Consider the following 20983-nt stretch of genomic DNA (forward strand, 5'->3'; position numbering starts at 1 on the left):
TGATCAAGTCTGGATAACGTTTTTAATTTAAGCGTTATCCACCGACAACTGTAGGAGCGAACTTGTCTCGCGATCTTTTTAAACAATCAAAAGATCGCGAGGCAAGCTCGCTCCTACACGGTTCGTTTTAACAGTGAGTGTTTTTTATTTATTAATGGCTTGCAGATGAAAAGGTTTTGAATAGTTTTTCGGGTGCCATCACTCGCCACTTACCGCTCATCTTGAAGGTGCTGCTGTGGGGGGCGTGTTTTGGATATGGCGTGCATTTAGCCTGGCAAGAGTGGTTATACCGCCAGGCGCTGGCTGCGCCGATGATCGTCCCCGCTCGCCCGGCGCCTGTACCTGCGCTTGAGCCCTTTCAGCCAGAGGCCATCGCCAGCGTACTGGGCCTTGCGCCTCAAGGCGCATTGGCACACAGCACTGAGCCGTTGGAGCTGCGGGCCAGTCTTGTGTCCAGCCATGGTGCGTCGCAGGCGTTGTTGGTGGGCAGCCAGCTAGCGCGCTTTTACCGCGTCGGCGAACGGCTGCCGGGAGGCAGCGTGTTGCGGCGGGTCGAGGTGTCGCACGTGGTGCTGTGGCGCAACAACCGCGAGGAACGCCTGTTGCTCAAACCGCAGAGCCGACATGTTTTACCCGCCAGCCAAACGCCTGCCACACCGGCCCAGGCAACCTCCCTATATCTGCGGCCCTTTGCCGAACAACCTTAGAGAAGCATCATGACCAGGCACTACGTGTTCGGCATCGGCCGTCTTTTACTGTGCAGCGTTGTGCTAAGTACTGCGCTGTTGCAAAGCGATGTGCTGGCCGATGAGCCGTATTGGCAGTTGGCAATGAAAGACGCCGAGCTGCGCGATGTCGTGCAGGAAATGTCATCGGTATTGGGCGCCACCATCGTGCTCGACCCTCGGGTGCAGGGCCGTATTACCGTTATGTCTGAAGCACCGCTGGGCCGTGAAGGCGTGCGCGAGTTGTTTTACGCGGTGCTGGAGGCACACGGTTTTGCCGTGGTTGACCAAGGTGATCGTTTATTGATCATCCCCGCCGCCGAGGCCAAAGCCCGCGCAGGCAACCCCGATGGCTCCGAGCAGGCCTTCGTCACCCAGGTTATCGAGCTTAACGCCAGCGTGGCGGCTGATGTAGCGGGGCTGCTGCGCCCCCTGGTATCGACTAACGGTTATATCGGGCCTTCGGCCTCGGCCAATGCGCTGATCATTACCGACACCGCCTCCAATACCCGGCGTATTGCCGAGCTGGTACGTCAACTGGATGGCGGCACGCGGCATGACTATTCGGTGGTCGAGTTGCGCCATGCGCAGGCCAGTGATGTGGCCAAGGTGATGCAGCAGTCGCTGAGCAAAAAAAGTGAAGGGCCGAGCAGCCAGGTGATTGCCGATGCGTCGGCCAACCGCCTGGTGATTCTGGGCAACAAGGCGGTGCGTGAACGCCTGAGCAGGCTGGCGCACTCGCTGGACACAAAGCCGACCCGGCAGTCCGAAAACTCGCGGGTCATTCGTCTTCGTCACAGTGATGCCAAGCAATTGGCCGAGGTGCTCGACACCGTCGCCAAGGGCATGCAACAAGACACCGCGCTGGCCGTCGCCATGCCAAAGGCTTCGGCCAGCGAGGTGATGGTGGCCGCCGATGAAAGCCAGAATGCGTTGGTGATCATGGCCGATCCGGCGAAAGTGCGTAGCCTGGAAAGTATCGTGCGCCAGCTCGACCAACCACGCTCACAAGTGTTGATCCATGCCGCCATCGTTGAAATCTCCGGCGACATTGTGAATACCCTGGGCGTGCAATGGGGAGTGAACAGTGGCAGCGCTCAAGGCGCGATCACCTTCCCGGGCACCAATATCCAGATCGGTGCACTCTCGGGGCCCGCTCCCACGCTGCCCGAAGGGGCGGTGCTGCAACTGGGCGGTGACCGCTTCAATGCGCTGATTTCAGCGTTGGCCAGCGACACCAACAACAACGTGCTGTCCACACCCAGCCTACTGACGCTGGACAATCAGGAAGCCGAGATTCTGGTGGGGCAAAACGTCCCTTTTAAGACCGGTTCCTACACGGGCACGGGCGAAGGTTCGCAAAATCCGTTCACCACAGTGACCCGCCAGGACATCGGCATCAGCCTCAAAATCAAGCCGCACATCAATGACGGCAGCTCCTTGCGCTTAGAGGTTGCACAAGAAAACTCCGAACTGGCCCCTTCACTGCAAGGCGTGGATTCATCTGACCTGATCACCAACAAGCGCGCCCTCAAAAGCACCATCCTCGCCGAAGATGGCGAAATCATTGTCATCGGCGGCTTGATCAAAGACAGCGTGCGCACTCAGGTCAGCGGCGTACCGTTGCTGCGCGACATTCCTTATCTGGGCGCGCTGTTTCGCTGGAACAAAGACACCCACACCAAAACCAACCTGATGGTGTTTTTGCGCCCGACCATCGTGCGCAGCAAAAACGATATCCGCGAGATCAGCGAAGATCGTTACAACGCGTTGCGTAACCTCAGCCAACCGTCGTCCAAAGACACTAACTCGCTGTTGCTGCCCAAAGACCCGCACCAGATGTTTGACGGCAATCTGCAAGACCCGGATGCCGTCGATCTGCGCCGGCCCAAAGCTGACCGCCCATGAGCCAGCCGCCGGTGCGCTTGCCCTACAGCTTTGCTCGACGTTTCGGGGTGCTGCTGGACACCTCGACCCAGCCTGCGAGCCTGTTGATACGCAGCGATACGCCGCTGACCGTGCTGGCCGAAGTGCAGCGCTGGGCGGGCAAAGAGGTGCTGCTGCAGCGGGTGCCGGATGCGCTCTTCAGTGAGCGCCTGACCCACAGCTACAGCGCCGGGCAAAGCGCGGCCGAGCAAGTGGCGCAGGGGCTCGACAGCGAGCTCGACCTGATGAGCGCGGCCGAGCAAGTGCCACAAACCGCCGACCTGCTGGAGCAGGAGGGCGATGCGCCGATCATTCGTTTGATCAACGCGCTGCTGCGTGAAGCCATGCGCGAGAAAGCTTCGGATGTGCACCTGGAAACTTTCGAGCATTACTTGTCGGTGCGCATGCGTATCGATGGCCAGTTGCGCGAAGTGCTGCGGCCAAAACGCGAGCTGGCGAACCTGCTGGTGTCGCGGATCAAAGTCATGGCGCGGCTGGATATCGCTGAAAAACGCGTGCCGCAAGACGGCCGTATCAGCTTGCGATTGGCCGGGCATGAAGTCGATGTGCGCGTCTCGACCCTGCCTTCAGCCCATGGCGAGCGCGTGGTGATGCGCCTGCTCGACAAACAGGCCGGGCGTCTGGACCTGCAATGTCTGGGCATGCCCGCACCCACCCTGAGCCGCTTTGAACACATCCTGGCCCGTCCCCACGGGATATTCCTGGTCACCGGGCCTACCGGCTCGGGCAAAACCACCAGCCTGTATGCCGCACTCAGCCATCTCAACGCCCCGACCCGCAACATCCTGACCGTCGAAGACCCAGTGGAATACCACCTCCCCGGCATCGGCCAGACACCGGTCAACACCAAAGCCAACATGACCTTCGCACGTGGTCTGCGGGCGATTTTGCGGCAGGACCCGGATGTGGTCATGGTCGGCGAAATCCGTGATCACGAAACCGCTGACATCGCCGTACAAGCCTCGCTCACCGGGCACCTGGTGCTGTCGACCCTGCACACCAACAGCGCTGTAGGCGCGGTCACCCGCCTGGTCGACATGGGCGTCGATGCCTATCTGCTGGCGTCCTCGCTGGTCGGTGTACTGGCCCAGCGCTTACTGCGCACCCTGTGTGCCGACTGCAAAACCCCTTACCGCGCCGACCCGCAGCAATGCCAGCGGCTGGGGCTCGATCCACAGGCTGGCGTCACCTTGTACCAGCCGCAGGGCTGCCGCCATTGCCAGCAGGGCTATCGCGGGCGCACCGGGATTTACGAACTGGTGGGCATCACCCCGGCACTGGCCGAGCTGATTCACCAAGGGGCCAGCGAGCCGGACCTTATACGCGTGGCGCGCGAGCACGGCCCCAGCTTGTTTCAAGACGGCCAGCGCCTGGTGCTCCAAGGCCTGACCAGCTTTGACGAACTGCTGCGCGTGACCCTGGAGGACTGAACATGCCGACCTTTGAGTACCGGGCACAGGACGCCAACGGGCGCGACTGCCGAGGCCAGTTAGAGGCCGACAGTGCGCGCCATGCGCGTCAACTGTTGCGCGACCGCGGTTTGCGCCCGAGCCAATTGAGCGAAGCCAGAACACACCGTGCGGCGCGTTCACGGGGGCGGCTGAGTGTTACCGATCTGGCCTTGGTCACGCGGCAGCTGTCGACCTTGATCCATGCCGGTTTACCCCTTGAGGAAGCCTTGGGCGCGGTGGCGGCGCAGAGTGCCAAGCGCCACGTCAGCACCGTGCTGCTCGCTGTGCGCAACCGCGTCACCGAAGGCCATGCGCTGGCGACGGCGCTGTCAGCGTTCCCCCGGGCCTTTCCGGAGTTGTTTCGCGCCACTGTCGCGGCGGGCGAGCGCAGCGGCCATTTGGCCCACGTGCTCGAACAGCTCGCTGACTACACCGAAGCCCGTCATGCCTCGCGTCAGAAGATCCAGCTGGCGCTGGTGTACCCGCTGATTCTGCTGATTGCTTCGTTTGCCATCGTCGGCTTCCTGCTTGGCTACGTGGTACCGGACGTGGTCAAGATTTTCGTGAACAGCGGCCAGCCGCTGCCCACGCTGACCCAAGCGATGATTGCCCTGAGCAATGGTTTGCGTGACTACGGCTGGTTGTTATTGCTGCTGTTGCTCGCCGGTCTTGGCACGGCGCGCTGGGCGTTGCAGCAGCCAGCCTTGAAACTGCGCTGGCATGCGCTGCTGCTCAATTGGCCTATGGTCGGCGGGGTGCTGCGGGCCATGGAAGCGGCGCGTTTTGCCAGCACCTTGTCGATCCTGGGCAAAAGCGCCGTGCCGCTGGTGGATGCCTTGGAAATCTCGGCCACGGTGATTGCCAACCTCGCCATTCGCCATCGCATGCTCGATGTCGCCCGCACGGTTCGCGAAGGCGCAACGCTGGCCCGAGGCCTGGAACGCAGCGGCGACATCCCGCCCATGATGCTGCACCTGATTGCCAGCGGTGAGCGTGCTGGCGAGCTGGACAGCATGCTGGCGCGGGCCGCCGAACAGCAGGAAAAAACCCTCGCGGCGCGCATCGCGCTGGTGGTGAGTTTGTTTGAACCGATCATGTTGGTGCTGATGGGCGGCGTGGTTTTGCTGATCGTCATGGCCATCCTGTTGCCGATCCTTAGCCTCAATCAACTGGTGAATTGACCGATGAACACCCTTCGAAAATCAACTCAACGTGGCTTTACCCTGATTGAAATCATGGTGGTGGTGGTCATCATCGGCGTGTTGGGCGCCATTGTCGTGCCACAGTTCATGAGTCGCCCTGACCAGGCCAAAGTCACTGCGGCGCACACCGACATCCAGGCCATCAGCACTGCCCTGGAAATGTACCGCCTCGACACCTTCAACTACCCCTCGACCCAGCAAGGCCTGGAGGCGTTGGTGACCCGCCCGTCCGGCACGCCGCTGGCGAAAAACTGGAACCCGCAGGGTTACCTCAAAAGCCTGCCGGTCGATCCTTGGGGTACGCCGTACCAATACCTCAACCCCGGCACCCACTCGGCGGGGTATGACGTGTTCTCCTTGGGGGCGGACGGTGTGCAGGGCGGTGAAGGCTATGCCGCGGACATTGGCAACTGGAGCAACTGAGGCATGCGCGATTCATCGCTGGGCTTCACCCTGATCGAACTGATGGTGGTGATCGTGATGATTGGCGTGCTGGTCTCAATGGTGCACATCAGCCAGGGTGACAAACGGGCCCGTGATGCGCGGCAAGAAGCGCAGGTCATGCTCGCCCTGATGCAGGGGCTGCGTGAAAAGGCCGTGCTGGAGGGGCAGGAGTACGGCTTGCGACTGGAGCCCGAAGCCTATCAACAGATGCGCCTGCAAGGGACGACCTGGCAGGCCATCGAAGCGCCGGTAACACTGCCCGCTGGCGTGCAACTGACCCTAGTGCTGGAGGGGCGTGTGCACAGCCTTGCCGCAGGTGATCAAACCCCGCAACTGCTATGGCTCAGCAGTGATGAAAACACCCCCTTTGCCTTGCACTTCGAGAGCCCGCCGCTGCGCTGGCAGAGCCTCTACAGCGATGGCCTGGGCAACCCGTTGCTCGAAGCGTCCGAGGTTACGGATGCGCGCTGAAAAAGGCTTTACCTTGCTGGAAGTCATGATCGCCCTGGCCGTGTTCGCGACCCTGTCGGCAGCCGTCATGTCGGCCAGCCAATACGTTGTGGGGCAAAGTGCCCGGGTTGAAACCCGATTGCTGGCGGGCTGGTTGGCAGACAACCACTTGAGCGAACTGCACCTGCAGAGCGCCACCCTGGTCATGGGCTCAAAAACACTCCACCAGCGTTTTGCCCAGCGTGACTGGCGCCTGCTTCAACACATCGCCAGCGAGCCCGCGACGGGCCTGTTACGGGTGCAACTGAGCGTCAGCCCGGCGGGCAGTGATCAGGTTTTGCTCAACGTGACGCACTGGCTGGCGCGCCAGCATGACTAAGCCGCAGGCGGGCTTTACGTTGCTCGAACTGGTGATCGCCATTGCCATTTTTGCTTTGCTGGGCGTGGCCTGTTGGCGGCTGTTTGACGGCGTGCTGCGCGCCGAACGCAGCAGCAGCGTCCACGAGCAAACCTTGCGCGGTTTGCAGCGCGCGGTGGCGCTGATTGAGCGCGATGTGATGCACCTGCAGACCTCGGTCACGTCGCCTGGGCTAGCGCTTTATCCCAACCAGCTCAACGTGCGCCGCGCCAACTGGCGCAACCCGTTGGGCCAGCCGCGCAGCGAACTGCAAGACGTCAGTTACAAACTCGAAAATGGCGAGCTCTGGCGCTACAGCCAGGGGCTGGAAGGCGGCGAACTGCAAAAGCAGAAACTGCTCACTGACGTACGCGATCTGCGCTGGCGGCTGTACGACCCCGCTGCGGGTTGGCGCACCGATTGGCCTACTGGCAAAGCGGCTCCCAAGGGTCTGCCACAGGCGCTTGAAATGCAGTTCTCGACGGGGCGATTTGAACAGCTTCGCCGCGTGATGCTGCTGCCGGAGGGGCAATGATGCGCAAGGGGCAGCAAGGCATTGCATTGCTCACTGTGCTGCTGGTGATGAGCCTTGCCCTGTTGGTGACCGCCGGCATGCTGCGCAGCCACCGCTTGGCCTTGCACAGCAGCGCTCAGCAACTCCATCAACTGCAATTGCGCCAGTCGGCGTTTGCCGGTGAAGCCTGGGGGCGAGAGCGTTTGTACACGTTGCTGGCAGACCCCAAGCTGCCTGTTGCAGCAGGCCAGGCCTGGGCTATCGGGCAGCCCGAATGGCTGATCGACAACGGTCACATTGAAGTCGAAATCGAAGACTTGGCCGCCCGTTTCAACATCAGCGCCTTGCTCACTCAAGGTGCTGTCGACGAGGCCTTGAAACAGCGTTGGTTACGCCTGCAAACCCAGCTCGACCTGCCGCCCGTAGATACCAGCGCGCTGCAAGGCCTGAACCTCAGCGACATCAGCCAATTGCGCAGTGTGCCGGGCGTCGACGCCCGCTGGTACGCGCGTATGCACCCCTGGATCGCCCTGTTGGGCAAAGACGCGACGCTCAACATCAACACCGCTGGCGCCACGTTGCTCGCCACTCTAGAAGGTGTGACACCGAGCATGGCCCGTCGCTTATTGAGCGAGCGCCCGTTGCAGGGGTACGCCAGCGTTGAGGATTTCACCTTTACTCCGGCGTTGATCGGCCAGGGGCTTCAGGCCGCAGGGCTTGGCACCGGCAGCCGCTGGTTTCGCATCACCACCCACGTACGTATGGGGCAAAGCCGTTTGCGCCTCGAAAGCGATATGGCCCGCGACCTCAAAACCGGCCGATGGCACCTTCTCCAGCGGCGCTTTTTAGCGCCTGAACACAGCGAACCTTCTTGATGAACAGCCGGCTTTATCTCAGCGCTCATAGCGATGCGCGGGTCTACTTATGGCACGGCGAAAAAGCCGCGCACGAAACCTCACTGAGCGAGGCCGCCCAGAGGCTGGGCGCGCACGAAGTGCAGCTGATTCTGCCCATGGAAATGTGCAGCTGGCTGCTGACCGAACCTTGGCCGGGCAGACGCCGCCCCAGCGTTCAGGCTTTGGCCTTTGCGGTGGAAGATCAACTGGCGGACGACCTTGATGAACTGCACATCGCCGTCGGACCTGTTGATGCACAGCGCCGGTACCCGTTGCTGGTGATTCATCGCCAGCGTTTCAAAAACCTGTTGGCGCTGTTGCATGAGCGCGGTTTAAACGTTGTCAGCGTGTACGTGGATGCCGATCTGTTGCCGCGCGAGCAACCGAGCATCGCATGGTGGGACGGGCGCTGGTTGGCGGGTGGCGCGTTGGACCTACGCCTGGCGTTAAACCCTCAGACGCTGGAGGCCTTGAAAGACGGGCCGCTCGGTACAGCGGTCGAGCACACCTTTAATCCTGGTAGTACGCCGCTTGGCGCCATCAACCTGCTGCAAGGTGAGTTTCGGCGTACGTCACAACGGCTGCCTTGGCGGGGTGTCAGTGTTGCCGCATTGCTGATCTTCACCATGGCCGTGGGTGCGAGCCAGCTGCGCAGCCGTTTCCTTGAGAACGAAGCGGCCCGCGTTTACGCACTCAGCGAGCAGCACTTTAAAAGCCTGTACCCCGAGCAAACCCGCATCGTGGATTTGTCTGCGCAACTCAAAGCCCTGCAACAACAAAGCGCGGCCCTGCAAAACGGGCACATGGCCCGGTTGCTGCAGTTAACACAACAAGTGATTGGTGCCAGCAGCGTCGACGTACAACGCATGGAGTGGCGCGCTACTGTTGGCTGGACCTTGAACATCACCGCCAACAGCTTTACCGAGCTTGAGCAATTGCGTGAGCGTGGCCTGCAAAGTGCACTGCCGATTACCGTGGGCAACGCCAGCCAGCAGGGCAATCGGGTGCAGGCTTTACTCACCCTGGAGGACGTTTTATGAAGGCCCGTGTGCGTGAGCGCTGGCTGCAACTGCCACGCCGTGACCGCCAACTGTGCGCAGTGCTTGGGGTATTTCTACTGGCCGTCTTTGCCTTCTATGGCGTATGGCAACCCGCGCAGCAACGGCTGACGGCGGCGCAAACGCTGTATGCCCAACGCATTGCCCAGGCGGCGGATGTTCAGCGAGCGCGGCCCACGCGCGCGGCCCGGGTCTACACGCAGCCCTTGAGCAGCCGCCTCAGCGAAAGCGCCGCGAGTGCGGGGCTGAACGTGCAGCAGTTTGAGATGGACAACCAGGTATTACGCATCACCTTGAGTGGCAATGCCTTAGTGGCTTTGGAGTGGCTTAACCGTATCGAACAAGAAGGCGCCGAGTTCGAAAGCCTGAGCCTGGAAAAAAGCGGCCAGGCTCTGCAGGTGCAGCTACAGATCAACAACCCATAACCTCTGTAGCTGCTGCGTTCTTACGCGTTCTTGGTATTGCCGGGCAACGCGGGCAGCTTGGCCAGGCGCAGCGCCACCAGCAGGGCAAGCACCAGCAAACCGCCGATAAACGCGCCGATGCCGTTCCAGCCGGCGTAATGCCAGAAAAAACCACCCGCAGTACCGGCCACACTCGACCCGGCGTAATAGCAGAACAGATACAGCGACGAGGCCTGCCCCTTGGCCTTGGTTGCACGACGGCCGATCCAACTGCTGGCCACCGAGTGTGCCCCAAAGAAGCCGAAGGTGAACAGCAGCATGCCGATAATCACCACCGCGACAGGCTCAAACATGGTCAATGCGATACCGGCCAACATCAGCACAATCACCGCCCACAGCACCTTGCGACGGCCGAGCTTGTCAGCCAGTGCGCCAATTTGCGCCGAACTGTAAATGCCCGACAGGTACACCACCGAGAGCAAGCCCACCACGGCCTGGTTCATGTTGTAAGGCTCGGCGAGCAAGCGATAACCGATGTAGTTGAACAGCGTCACAAAGCTGCCCATCAACAAAAACGCTTCGAGAAACAACCACGGCAAACCGGCGTCACGAAAGTGCAGGGTGAAGCCATTCAACAGGCTGCGCGGGTTCATGGTCTGTGCGCGGAAATTACGCGACGGTGGCAGGATCTTCACAAACACCATGGCCAGGATCAGCGCCAGCCCGCCGATCACCAGCATTGCGGTGTGCCAGCTCACAAAGTCGATCAACACGCCGGTGATCAAACGCCCGCTCATCCCGCCAATCGCGTTGCCGCCGATGTACAGGCCCATCGCCAGACCAATGTGTTGCGGATGAATTTCTTCACTCAAATAGGTCATGGCCACGGCGGCCAGCCCGCTGAGCGACAAACCAATCAGCGCTCGGGTAATCAGCACGCCTTCCCAACTGGGCATCAGCGCGCTGAGCATCGTGAAAATCGCGGCGCTGAACAACGCCGTCACCATCACCGGCTTGCGGCCGAAGGCGTCAGAAATAGGTCCGGTGATCAACAAGCCGATGGCCAGCATCGCCGTCGACACCGACAAAATCAGGCTGCTTTGCGCGGCGTTAATCCCGTATTCGTGGGACAGCAGCGGCATCATCGGCTGTACGCAATAGAGCAGGGCAAACGTTGCAAAGCCCCCCGAGAACAGCGCCAGCACCGTGCGCATGAACATCGGTGTGCCTTTCTCGATAAACCCTTCATTGAGTTGAGCGACAACTTCATCCAGCGCAGTGGGCGGGATTTCGTGAGCGAGCGGGGCAACAGCAGTTTTCACGGGGACCTCATAACGCGAGCAGCCAAACGGCAGTGACAAAAGAATATAGCCAGCTAACGATTCTTTCCAATATATTATTCGACCTGTTTGATAGGTTTAACGACTCAATGGAGTTTGCATGGAACTGCGCCATTTACGCTATTTCATCGCCGTCGCTGAAGAGCTGCACTTTGGCCGTGCCGCCCAGTTGCTGGGTATTTCTCAACCCCCTTTGAGCCAGCAAATACAGGCCCTTGAAGAAGAGTTGGGCGCGCGGCTTTTCGACCGTACCAACCGTCGGGTCGCCCTCAGCGAAGCCGGACGATTGTTCCTTGACGAAGCGCGCCAGGTATTGGCGCAAGTCGACAAAGCCGCCGACGTCGCCCGCCGTGCGCAACTGGGTGAACTGGGCGAAATGAAAATTGGCTTCACCTCTTCAGCGCCCTTCAACTCAAGCATTCCGCGGGCCATTTTTGCCTTCCGCCAAGCCTTCCCGGCGGTGCACTTAAACCTTTTGGAAATGAGCAGCCGCGACGTGGCGCAGGCACTGGTAGAAGAATCGATTGAAATCGGCGTGATGCGCCCGTTCCCCTTGGCAGACTCGCTGGTGGCCGTGGAGTTATTCAGCGAGCCTTTGGTGGCGGTTATTCAGGCCGAACACCCGCTGGCCGAAGGCAGTGAAAACGGGCTTTACATTGGGGCATTGGCGGATGAACCGTTCGTCTTCTTCCCGCGCAGTTACGGCAGCGGGTTATATGCGCAACTGCTGAGCCTGGCGCGCCAAGCCGGTTTCAGCCCGCACATCGCCCAAGAAGCGGGCGAAGCCATGACCATTATCGGCTTGGTGTCAGCGGGGTTGGGCGTCTCCGTACTGCCCGCGTCGTTCCAGCACATGCGCATCAAAGGCGTAGTCTATCGGCCCTTGCTCGACGCAGACGCCAGCACCGCCGTGTGGCTGGTGCAACGCAAAGGCAACCCCTCGCCAATGGCCAAAGCGTTTGCGGAACTGGTGACGCGCAAGATGGTGAAACCCTCCAACGCATAACGGTAGGCGTACACAAATCCCGTAGTCGCTGACGAGGCACGAAGGCTGCGATCGGCAGCGCGGTGGCCGTAAACCCGTCCACGCGGTGTATTTGGATGCAACGGCCAAGATCAAAAGATCGCGAGGCAAGCTCGCTCCTACAGGGTGGCGTAGCGCATACAAACCCTGTAGTCGCTGGCGAGGCATGAAGGCTGCGATCGGCAGCGCCACTCCCCGTAAAGCCCTCCACAACGGCCACGATCAAAAGATCGCAGCCTGTGAACGTTTTTACCCAGCCAATAACTTATCCACAGACGCTTTGACCCGATGAATCAAATGCACTACCGCCAACGCCACGTCGCGGTTCAGGCCTTGCATGTTATCGGCCGACGCATGCGCCGTCGCAAGCGCGCACCGCAACAGTTCGTCAGTGTGTTCGAGGTTTTGTTCGTATTCGGGTGTGCAAGACCGGGGCAAAAGGAACCCGGCAGACCTGACGATCTCCCACGCACAACCGCCATAAAACCTGAGTATTTGGCGGTGACGCTTGATTCACCATTTGCTATTCGAACTTGCAAGTCCGGCCATCCATGAGGCATGACGAACCGCAGGCTAGCGATCGAAACAGGCAGGCGCAAGGCAAAGGGACTCTCTAGGAATAGTCCTGCAAAGGAAAGAGGTCAGTCTCGCGCAGAGATCAATCTGAAATACCCCAATTACACAGAACATCGTAAATCCGTAGGAGCGAGCTTGCCTCGCGATCTTTTGATCTTTTAAACGCTCGCGAGGCAAGCTCGCTCCTACAGGGGGGGTGGTGTCGCTCGCTGTTCCTCTGGCCGTAAGACCTCAATTCACCTTCGACAAATCGCCTTTCAGCGCCACGCCTGCAATGATCGCGCCTGCGTGGCATTCGTAGGTTTTCGGGTCTTTGCGTTCGTTGCGTTTGTAGTAGCTGGTGATGTCGGTCACGGCGTTGGCACCGGCCTTTTTGGCCGCGTCATGCAGGGTGATCAACGCCGATTGCAGCGCCCATGAACACGCTTGGTAGTCAGTTTTGTTGAAGGCGTTGGTCTTTTTGTTTGTCACAGCGCCGGGGCTGAGTACGCTGACCTTGCCGCTCGGCGTATTGCCAGCCAGGTAAAACTTGACGCTGCCGTCGATTTTGCCGGTGCTGATGGCTTCAGTGACCACCTGATCAAACGGCAGGTACAAGGTAGTGTCGCGGGCCTGGCTCACGGCAGGCAGGGCGGACAGCAGAAGGGCGGCAGCCGCCAGCGTTTTGATGTGCATAGGGGTCTCCTTGACCTCATGACCAACGGCGAAAGATCAACGATGTGTTGACGCCGCCAAAGGCAAAATTATTGTTCATCACATAGTCGTTGTGCATCACGCGACATTCGCCGCGCAGGTAGTCCAGTTCACCGCAGCGTGTGTCAACGTCTTGCAGATTAAGCGTAGGCACATAGCGATCGCGGTTCATCATCTCGATGCTGAACCACGATTCCAGTGCGCCACAGGCTCCCAAAGTGTGGCCTAAAAAACTTTTTTGCGAGCTGATGGGCATGTGTTTGCCAAACACTTCATGAGTGGCCTGGGTTTCGGCGATGTCGCCTTGTTCAGTGGCGGTGCCGTGACCGTTGACATAGCCGATGGCCTGGGCGGCAATGCCCGCATCTTCAAGCGCCAGTTCCATTGCCCTGCGCATGGTGCTGATCTCGGGACGGGTGGTGTGCTGGCCGTCTGCGTTACTGCCAAAACCGACGATTTCAGCATGAATGTGCGCACCGCGAGCCAGCGCATGTTCCAGCTCTTCAAGCACCAGCATGCCGCCACCTTCGCCTATCACCAGGCCATCGCGACCACTGTCGTAGGGGCGCGGGCTGGTGTGCGGAGCGTCGTTTTTAAGGCTGGTGGCGTACAGCGCATCAAACACCATGGCTTCGGTAGGGCACAGTTCTTCGGCGCCTCCTGCAAGCATCAATGGCAGGCGGCCGAACTTGATGGCTTCGTAGGCATAACCAATGCCCTGGCTGCCGCTGGTGCAGGCGCTGGAGGTCGGGATCAACCGCCCTGTAAGGCCAAAGAAGATACTAATATTCGCCGCCGTGGTGTGCGGCATCATGCGCACGTAGCTATTGGCGTTGAGGCCTTCGGCGACTGAGTTGAGCAACATGTTGCCGAAGGCTTTGATTTCGTCCGTGCTGCCGGTAGACGACCCGCACGCCACGCCCATGCGCCCGTCTCGAATGATCGGGTTGCCCAGCAGGCCTGCGTCTTGCAGGGCCTGTTCGGCCGCTCCGACCGCTAAGCGTGAGACGCGACCCATGCTGCGCAGTTGTTTGCGTGTCCAATGTTGGGGCACTGCAAAGTCATCAATCGGCCCTGCTAAACGGGTGTTGAGTTCGGTAAAGCGGTCCCATTCGCCCATGCGCCGAATGCCGCTGCGCTCCGCCACAAAATTGGCTTCAATGCTGGCCCAGTCACTGCCCAGCGAGGTGATGCCGGCCATACCGGTAACGACGACGCGCTTCATCAGCACAAGCCTCCGTTGACGGCCAGCACCTGGCGGGTGATATAGCCCGCTTCGGCCGACATCAAAAAGTTGACCGCCCCAGCGACGTCTTCCGGGGTGCCCATGCGTTGGGCAGGGATCATTTTCATCAATTCTTCTATGGGAACATTCTCGTCAAGCATGGCGGTGTCTATCAGGCCCGGTGCCACACAGTTAACGGTGATTTTTCGCTTGCCCAGTTCAATGGCGAGGGCCTTGGCTGCGCCGATCAGCCCGGCTTTTGAGGCGCTGTAATTGACTTGGCCGCGGTTGCCGATCAAGCCCGATACCGAGGTGATACACACAATGCGCCCGGCTTGACGACGGCGGATCATGGGCATCATGACCGGGTGCAGGACGTTGTAAAAACCGTCGAGGTTGGTGCGCATCACCACGTCCCAATCGTCTTCGCTGAGGGCCGGAAACGCCCCGTCACGGGTTAGCCCAGCATTGAGTACCACACCGTAATAAGCGCCGTGGGCTTCAACATCGGCTTCTAGCAGTTCCTGGCACTGAGCACGGTCCGACACGTCGAACTGCAGAACACGGGCGTTGCGGCCAATTGCTTGCACTTGAGCCATTACGCTGTCGGCTTCGCTGCGCCCACTGCGGCAGTGCAGCACCAGATCGAAACCGGCCTGGGCCAGACGCAACGCGATAGCACGACCAATGCCACGGCTAGAGCCGGTGACCAAAATGGCCTCAGTCATGGCGAGTCTCCTGAGATGTCTGAGCAAGGTAGTTTTCAGCCTGAGGCGGACGGAACACATTCAGGCGTGCGGTGGCGTGGATCTGTGGGCCGGTCAGGTGGCACTCAAATACGCCCATGCCGTTGTCGTCTTCGAGCGAGCGCACGGCGTGGATTTTTAACTCGGCGCCGAGCGGGAAGTGCTCCACGTTGCATTCAAACTTGCGGGTGCCGAGCAAAAAGCCCAGCGCCACGGGGTTGCCTGCCAGACGTGCGCGGCAGCCGGCATAAGCGGCCACGCTTTGCGCCATCAACTCGACGCCGACCCAGGCCGGCAGGCTGCCGTCTGCGCGGTTAAACAGCCCTCCTGGGCGGACAGTCAAGCGGGTCTGAATGGTTTCTTCATCAAATGCCAGCACCTGATCGATCAAGATCATGTCGCCAGCGTGGGGCAGTAATTCGGCGAGCGGCCAATCAATCATGGAGCGTCTCCGATAATCAGGCTGACGTTATTACCGCCGAAGGCAAACGAGTTGCTCATCAGGCAGCGTGAATGTGTGGGGGCCAGGGTTTGGCCGGGGGTGACCCAGTTCAGCGCGGGCAACTGCGGGTCGGGCTGAGCATCCCAGATGTGTGGGGGCAACGTGTTGCCGTGGTTCAAGCTCAACCAGCAAAACGCGGCCTCCAGCGCACCGGCCGCACCCAGGGTGTGGCCGGTCATGGGTTTGGTTGACGAGCACGGTACACCTTGTGGGAACACCTGGGCCACGGCCTGGCTTTCCATGGCGTCGTTATGCTGGGTTGCCGTGCCATGCAGGTTCAAGTAGCCGATCTGGCTGGCCTGCAACCCTGCAAGCTTCAAGGCCTGCTGCATGGCGTTGACCGCGCCCCGGCCGCTGGGCTCGGGGGCAGAAATATGGTGCGCATCCGAGCTGGCGCCTGCGCCCAGTAATGCGATCGGTTGCGCGCCGCGGGCCTGTTTGCTCATTAAAAACAGGGCCGCGCCTTCGCCAATATTGATGCCGCGACGGTTGACCGAAAACGGGTTGCAACGCTCATTGGCCACTGCGTCAAGGGCGGCAAAGCCATTGAGAGTCAGCGTGCATAAACTGTCGACGCCGCCGCACAGCACCACGTCGCACAGGTTCATGTGCAGCAGGCGCTGGGCACTCATTAGGGCGCGGGCGCTTGAGGTGCAAGCCGTCGAAATAACATAGGTCGGCCCGCTGATATTCAGCCACGCGGCCAAAAACTCAGCCGGTGCGCTCAGCTCTTGCTGGCGGTAGTCGTAATCACTGGGGAAATGCTGGTGCTGCGCGTAGTGGGCAATGCCATGGGAGGCTTCGTCGATACCCGAGGTGCTGGTGCCCAGCACGACAGCGATGCGGTCACGGCCATAGGTCTGGATCGCCTGCTCGATGTCATCGCCAATCTGCAACGCCGTCTCAAGCAATAGTTGATTATTGCGGCTGTTGTGGCGGGCAAGGTGTGCGGGGATTGCTGGCAACTCGCCTTGCACCTGCGCCACCGCGACCGGGCGCTCAGGGATCCAACCGGCTGTTTGCTGCATGCCCGAACAGTCCCCGGCAAACAGGCGCTGCGCGACGTCCTTGGCCCCACGGCCCAGTGAACAAGCAATGCCCAGTGCATTCAGGTACGCAGTCATGGGGCCGTCTCGGTGTTGAGTGGGCTGAGGGTGTAGTGCACGCCATTGTTCATGTTGATGCTAAACACCTGCGGTTGTGAATAGTGCACCTGCCAGCGGCGCTCGAGCGCACGACGATCAGTATCGAAGGTTGCCTGCGGGTAATTGTCGGCCAACTGGTCAGCAGGTGTGAGTGCAAACAGCAGCGCGGCGAACAGTTCCCGGGCCTCGGGGTTTGGCGGCAGCAAACCGTCTGCTTGCCAGTGATTGCTCTGCAGTACTTGCCGCGCCAGCGGAATCCCCAGCGGGTCCATTAACGACCAGCGTATCCCGGCGTCCTGTTGCTGAATCACCAGCAACCAGTCCTGGCGTTCGTCGGCCTGTTGGCGCTGGACATGCAACTGCATCGGCAACGCCAGGCTGGGCGTGTGCTTGGGCAAGGGCAAGCTGGTGCAGCCACTTAACAGCACAAACAGGAACATTCCAAGCACCACAAAAATGGTGTAATTGCTGCCGAAGGCTGCGAAGGGTTGCGGAGCAACTCGTTTTTTGAAGTCTCCCAAGATCTCATCCCAGCCTGCGGCATTGACTACAGCTTTCGCATGTGTCATTGAGCTTTGCCTTGCAACGGTTTGCGTGCCACCACGTTGACCAGTGTTTCTTCCCGTTGACCCACCGGCTTGGCAGGGCGCAAGCCAAAGCGTTCCAATAGCCCGAAATCGGTTGCACGGCTCCACCACAGGTACGGGTAAGAGACGTTCTGCGCGTCAAATTCAAAGCCTTGGTCGCGAATCATTTCCAGGTATTGCGCCGCGCTTTTCTGCACGTGCATGGGGTGGCGGAACAGCCAGCGAATTATCCAGGTGTCGATGTAGGCTTCGGTGGACTCGGCGAACAGCAAATAGCCGCCCGGCTTGAGCACGCGATAGAACTCGGCCAGCGCCCGGTCTTGTTGCACCAGGTGGTGGAAGGTCTGGTGACAGAACAGCAGGTCGATGCTGGCATCTGGCACGTTCAGTTCAGCACAGTCGCTACCTATAAGCTCAATGTCGAAACCCTGGCGGCGAGCTTCCTCACGGCTTAGCTCAAGGCTAAGCGGGTCCGCATCAAGCCCGATCAAACGTTTCGGAGCGAAGGTTTTATGCAGGTACTGAAACGACTTGCCCTGCCCGCAACCGGCATCCAGGATGACCGGTGCAGACGGCGGCGGCTCACTGAACAAACCGCGCAAGTCATTGATCGCCACCCGCAGTACATGGTGCTGCCAGGTGTGGCTGCGCAAAAACCAAAACCCGAACCGGGTTTCTTCTACGTAGGTATCGCTAAGGGGTTTCATGGGGCCTCCGTGGCAATGAAGAGTAACGCTGGGTGTGCGGCGTTTGTTGACCGGCCCACGGCGCGAGCATAAAGCTGAAGGCCAGGCCGAGGCTGACCGACAACCCGAAGTTGCTGATCGCTGGCGTGCTGGACACCGCCAGTAAACCGAACGACAGCCAAGTGGTCAGCGCCGCGAGCAAGGTGCCGAGTAGGCTGACGGCAGCCCCGCCGATTTGTTCACGCATCAAAATCGCGTAATCGACGCTGATCGCCGTCACCAGCAATAACCCGAACAGGCTGAACAGGGTCAGCGGCTGCCCCAACCAGCCGAGGCTGGCCACGCTGCACAGTGCGGCTAACAGCGGCAGTGCAACAATGCGCAGCGCGCCACTTAAGCCAAAGGGCGCGATCAACAGCAAGACGATCAATACGCACGACAACAGCTTCAATTCTGCTGCGCTGATCTGGGTGGCCGCGAACACGCCATTCAAGTCGCCCAAACGGTCCACCCACTGCACGCCGGGTAGGCCCTGGGCTTGTTCGTGCAACAGGTCGGGGTTGTTCAAGCCTTGCAGGCTGACCATGGCGGCCACGCCGTTGCCCTGTTTGCCCAACCACAACGCGCGCCACGGTTCGGCCAATGGCCCGATGAGCGCGGCGTCGATAGTTTGCTCGGGCAAAGCCTCTAACTGTGCGAGTTCATGTTGCAGCGCGACCTCGGGCACGCCCAGTTCCAGCAGCGGTTGCCAGTGCTGTGGCAGTTGCTTCAAGGCAGCGCGCAGGTGTTGTTGCTCGCTCGTCAGGCTGACCAATTGGCCCAGGGACAAATAGCCTTGCAGCGTGCCGGTGCTGACCAGTTGATCCAGCCGTTCGCGTAGCACGGTTTGGCGCTCAAGCAGTTGCTGCTCATTGTCAGCACGCACCAAAAAGAACTGGCTGGTCGGTTGGTAGCCGGTAATCCGTGCAATAGCCTGGGCTTGTGCCGTCAGTTGAGGTGGTGCACCAACCCATTGGCGAATATCGTTTTTGCTGGTCAGTTGCCACACGCCCGCTGCACAAAAGGCTAGCAACAAGGCCAATAGCACCGGTGTGGGGATTTTTTTCAAAAGTGCTGCTCGCGCATCCAGCAAGCGTTGTGCGAGGCGCAACGGCCATTGCGCGGGCTGTAACGTCATACCGTTGAGCAGCGCGGGTAGCAAACACACGGCGCTTAAATACGCCCCGACCAAGCCTGCGGCCGAGAAGGTGGCAATTTGGGTCAACGCTGGAAAGGGGGTAAACGCCAAGGCTAGATAACCGATGCAACTGGTGGCTAGGCTCAGGCTCAAACCGGGCAATGTCAGGCGCACGGCAGGCCAACTTAGCCAAGGTTTCAGGCTCCAGCTTTTGGACAGGTAATGCAGCGGGTAATCGACGGCCACGCCGATCAGGCTTGAGCCCAGCACTAATGTCATCACGTGCAGGCTGCCAAACAAACCGACACAGGCCACGGCGCCAAACAGCATGCCCACCAGCACCGGAACAAATGCCAGCAGCACGCGCCAGCGGCGAAACGCGAGCAGCAACAAGAGCAAAATCCCGAAGGTAGCCCCGCCGCCGACCCAGGTGATCTCACGGGTGGCCTGTTGTTGCCCGCTGGCGGCGTAGAGCAGGCCACTGGCGGCAAGTAGCTGCACGTTCTGGCGGGTTGCCAGTTCGCGGCTGTTTTCAACCAGTGCGGCCACTTGCAGGGGCAGCTTCATATCAAAAGCATCGCCCTGCGTGCGTGCGCGCAGTAATACCCAGCTTTTACCGTCGTCGTCAGCGATCAAGGCGCCGCTGCCGATGTCCAGCTGTACCGCGCCGCGTTGCGGCTGGCTGTTCTGGATGCGCCCGGTCAGGCCCAGCCAGTCGTCTTGGCTGGGCACCAGGCTAAACCCGCTGAACGGGTCGAACAGCGCTTGAACGCGTTGTTGGATAAAGGCATCAGGGTGTTCGATCAGTTGTGTGCGGTCAGCTTGCGCGAGCATTGCCAGGCGCCCGCGCAGCAGTTGCTCGCGCAGGGCGGGCAAGTCGGCTTTAAGGTTCCACTGGACCTTTTCAAACAGCCCGCTGGCCAACCACTGTTCGCCCAACTGGCGAGCGGTGGTAATGGCTTGTTGGCGATCAGCGCTGCCCACCAGCAGCAGAACCTCTCGGTTCAGGGGGTCTTGCATGCGCTGCTCGGCGCTCTGTAGCAGTGCATCCGGGGTGTGGCCGGGCACCAGTTCGATCAGGTTGGCCGACAGCGGCGGGCCATGCCGCCATTGCCAACCGGCCAGTGCGAGCACGACCAGCAGCAGGATCAAAAAGCCCTGGGGCAGCCAGCGTTCACTGCGCAAAATCGTGCTGCTCCGCGTCGCTCAAGGGGGAATAACGGGTGCTGTTTTGCAGCTTCAGCACAGTGCTGTCGCCTTGGGCTTCCTGCAACTCGATGCGTTGCACCAGCTCGCCGCCGTCGATATTGATCTGTGTGAACACCTGCTTGAGCAACAACGAGCGCGGCGTGAGCATTAGCGTCCAATGCGTCGGTTGGCCTTGCAGGCGCAGCTCGAAATCACGCTGAAGCCCGCTGCTGTCGCCTTGCAGCACGGCGAGGAACAGACGGTTCTGCTCAGCACCTGCGCTCTTGCCGGGGAGCATTTGCCACTCGCTGCCATTGCGCCGGGCAATGCCGAGGGCGGTGATGCGGTAGTCCTGTTTCAGCGGGGTGTTGAGTTGCCATAACAGGCCGTGATCTTTGGCCAGCACAAACGTGCCGGTGCTGGTCAGCGGTTTGGGTAACGCGCGTAGGTGTTTTTCCTGGATGAAATCACCGTGGATCACCTGCGGCCTTGCCAGTTGATCGCTTAGTTGTTGTAGGTCGAAGGCGTGGGCCAATGGCGATAATCCGAGCAGCAGCGCCGTGCACAAAACGCGAACCAACTTGCCCTCACCCCAACCCTCTCCCT

The 20983-nt window shown here is 60.3% G+C and carries 23 protein-coding genes; 12 read left to right on the forward strand and 11 right to left on the reverse strand.

The window, feature by feature from the left end; translation table 11 throughout:
- The first annotated feature begins 260 nt into the window (after nucleotides 1-260).
- Genes NTD86_RS01670 through NTD86_RS01720 form a run of 11 tightly spaced genes read left to right on the forward strand, consistent with a single transcriptional unit; the run spans nucleotide 261 to nucleotide 9509 of the window.
- The gene (locus tag NTD86_RS01670) at nucleotides 261-707 is read left to right on the forward strand and encodes a type II secretion system protein N (protein WP_262200402.1); all 447 of its coding nucleotides are present in this window, start codon (nucleotides 261-263) and stop codon (nucleotides 705-707) included.
- 9 nt (nucleotides 708-716) lie between these two features.
- Nucleotides 717-2633, forward strand: a complete 1917-nt coding sequence (gspD, locus tag NTD86_RS01675; protein WP_262200403.1) for a type II secretion system secretin GspD — start codon at nucleotides 717-719, stop codon at nucleotides 2631-2633.
- Nucleotides 2630-4102 carry a type II secretion system ATPase GspE gene (gene gspE / locus NTD86_RS01680; RefSeq protein WP_262200404.1) on the forward strand — a complete coding sequence of 491 codons (1473 nt, stop codon included), beginning with the start codon at nucleotides 2630-2632 and terminating at the stop codon, nucleotides 4100-4102. Before gspD ends, gspE begins: the two co-directional genes overlap by 4 nt.
- A 2-nt stretch (nucleotides 4103-4104) precedes the next feature.
- On the forward strand, nucleotides 4105-5304 hold the full coding sequence (gene gspF, locus NTD86_RS01685; protein WP_262200405.1) for a type II secretion system inner membrane protein GspF: 1200 nt from the start codon (nucleotides 4105-4107) through the stop codon (nucleotides 5302-5304).
- Between the two features lie 3 nt (nucleotides 5305-5307).
- Nucleotides 5308-5748 (forward strand): type II secretion system major pseudopilin GspG, encoded by a 441-nt coding sequence (gene gspG, locus NTD86_RS01690; protein ID WP_262200406.1) that lies wholly within the window; start codon nucleotides 5308-5310, stop codon nucleotides 5746-5748.
- A 3-nt stretch (nucleotides 5749-5751) separates the two neighbouring features.
- Complete coding sequence (gene gspH, locus NTD86_RS01695) at nucleotides 5752-6240, forward strand: type II secretion system minor pseudopilin GspH (RefSeq protein WP_262200407.1); 489 nt, start codon at nucleotides 5752-5754, stop codon at nucleotides 6238-6240.
- Entirely contained in the window at nucleotides 6230-6598 is a 369-nt protein-coding gene (gspI, locus tag NTD86_RS01700) for a type II secretion system minor pseudopilin GspI (RefSeq protein WP_262200408.1), read from the forward strand. Before gspH ends, gspI begins: the two co-directional genes overlap by 11 nt.
- Nucleotides 6591-7151: a type II secretion system protein GspJ gene (locus NTD86_RS01705; RefSeq protein ID WP_262200409.1), complete on the forward strand. Its 561-nt coding sequence runs from the start codon at nucleotides 6591-6593 to the stop codon at nucleotides 7149-7151. Before gspI ends, NTD86_RS01705 begins: the two co-directional genes overlap by 8 nt.
- Nucleotides 7148-8005 (forward strand): type II secretion system protein GspK, encoded by an 858-nt coding sequence (locus NTD86_RS01710; RefSeq protein ID WP_262200410.1) that lies wholly within the window; start codon nucleotides 7148-7150, stop codon nucleotides 8003-8005. Before NTD86_RS01705 ends, NTD86_RS01710 begins: the two co-directional genes overlap by 4 nt.
- A complete protein-coding gene (gspL, locus tag NTD86_RS01715; RefSeq protein WP_262200412.1) occupies nucleotides 8005-9066 on the forward strand; it encodes a type II secretion system protein GspL in 1062 nt (353 codons plus the stop codon). Before NTD86_RS01710 ends, gspL begins: the two co-directional genes overlap by 1 nt.
- Nucleotides 9063-9509: a type II secretion system protein M gene (locus NTD86_RS01720; RefSeq protein ID WP_262200413.1), complete on the forward strand. Its 447-nt coding sequence runs from the start codon at nucleotides 9063-9065 to the stop codon at nucleotides 9507-9509. Before gspL ends, NTD86_RS01720 begins: the two co-directional genes overlap by 4 nt.
- Before the next feature lie 20 nt (nucleotides 9510-9529).
- Here the strand turns inward: NTD86_RS01720 and NTD86_RS01725 are convergent, their stop codons facing one another.
- Entirely contained in the window at nucleotides 9530-10708 is a 1179-nt protein-coding gene (locus NTD86_RS01725; protein WP_410016938.1) for an MFS transporter, read from the reverse strand.
- 220 nt (nucleotides 10709-10928) lie between these two features.
- Between NTD86_RS01725 and NTD86_RS01730 the strand changes: the two genes are divergently transcribed.
- Nucleotides 10929-11834, forward strand: coding sequence for a LysR family transcriptional regulator (locus tag NTD86_RS01730; protein WP_262200415.1), 906 nt, complete (start codon nucleotides 10929-10931; stop codon nucleotides 11832-11834).
- Nucleotides 11835-12101: 267 nt separating this feature from the next.
- Here the strand turns inward: NTD86_RS01730 and NTD86_RS24285 are convergent, their stop codons facing one another.
- The 10 genes from NTD86_RS24285 to NTD86_RS01775 form a co-directional block, all read right to left on the reverse strand.
- Nucleotides 12102-12290, reverse strand: coding sequence for a DUF6124 family protein (locus NTD86_RS24285; RefSeq protein ID WP_410016934.1), 189 nt, complete (start codon nucleotides 12288-12290; stop codon nucleotides 12102-12104).
- 369 nt (nucleotides 12291-12659) lie between these two features.
- Complete coding sequence (locus tag NTD86_RS01735; protein ID WP_262200416.1) at nucleotides 12660-13103, reverse strand: excinuclease; 444 nt, start codon at nucleotides 13101-13103, stop codon at nucleotides 12660-12662.
- A 16-nt stretch (nucleotides 13104-13119) separates the two neighbouring features.
- Nucleotides 13120-14346: a beta-ketoacyl-ACP synthase gene (locus NTD86_RS01740; RefSeq protein WP_262200417.1), complete on the reverse strand. Its 1227-nt coding sequence runs from the start codon at nucleotides 14344-14346 to the stop codon at nucleotides 13120-13122.
- Nucleotides 14346-15074 (reverse strand): 3-ketoacyl-ACP reductase FabG2, encoded by a 729-nt coding sequence (locus NTD86_RS01745; RefSeq protein WP_262200418.1) that lies wholly within the window; start codon nucleotides 15072-15074, stop codon nucleotides 14346-14348. The genes NTD86_RS01740 and NTD86_RS01745 overlap by 1 nt, the downstream gene beginning before the upstream one ends.
- Nucleotides 15067-15534 carry a hotdog family protein gene (locus tag NTD86_RS01750; RefSeq protein WP_262200419.1) on the reverse strand — a complete coding sequence of 156 codons (468 nt, stop codon included), beginning with the start codon at nucleotides 15532-15534 and terminating at the stop codon, nucleotides 15067-15069. Before NTD86_RS01750 ends, NTD86_RS01745 begins: the two co-directional genes overlap by 8 nt.
- On the reverse strand, nucleotides 15531-16718 hold the full coding sequence (locus tag NTD86_RS01755; protein WP_262200420.1) for a beta-ketoacyl-[acyl-carrier-protein] synthase family protein: 1188 nt from the start codon (nucleotides 16716-16718) through the stop codon (nucleotides 15531-15533). The genes NTD86_RS01750 and NTD86_RS01755 overlap by 4 nt, the downstream gene beginning before the upstream one ends.
- Nucleotides 16715-17179 (reverse strand): DUF3261 domain-containing protein, encoded by a 465-nt coding sequence (locus NTD86_RS01760; RefSeq protein WP_262200455.1) that lies wholly within the window; start codon nucleotides 17177-17179, stop codon nucleotides 16715-16717. The genes NTD86_RS01755 and NTD86_RS01760 overlap by 4 nt, the downstream gene beginning before the upstream one ends.
- A gap of 125 nt (nucleotides 17180-17304) precedes the next feature.
- A complete protein-coding gene (locus NTD86_RS01765; protein WP_262200421.1) occupies nucleotides 17305-18033 on the reverse strand; it encodes a class I SAM-dependent methyltransferase in 729 nt (242 codons plus the stop codon).
- Nucleotides 18020-20374, reverse strand: a complete 2355-nt coding sequence (locus NTD86_RS01770; protein ID WP_262200422.1) for an MMPL family transporter — start codon at nucleotides 20372-20374, stop codon at nucleotides 18020-18022. Before NTD86_RS01770 ends, NTD86_RS01765 begins: the two co-directional genes overlap by 14 nt.
- Nucleotides 20364-20957, reverse strand: a complete 594-nt coding sequence (locus NTD86_RS01775; protein ID WP_262200424.1) for an outer membrane lipoprotein carrier protein LolA — start codon at nucleotides 20955-20957, stop codon at nucleotides 20364-20366. The genes NTD86_RS01770 and NTD86_RS01775 overlap by 11 nt, the downstream gene beginning before the upstream one ends.
- Between the last annotated feature and the right edge of the window lie 26 nt (nucleotides 20958-20983).

Source organism: Pseudomonas sp. 7P_10.2_Bac1 (genome assembly GCF_025465935.1).
In the GTDB taxonomy this organism is placed as follows: Bacteria; Pseudomonadota; Gammaproteobacteria; order Pseudomonadales; family Pseudomonadaceae; genus Aquipseudomonas.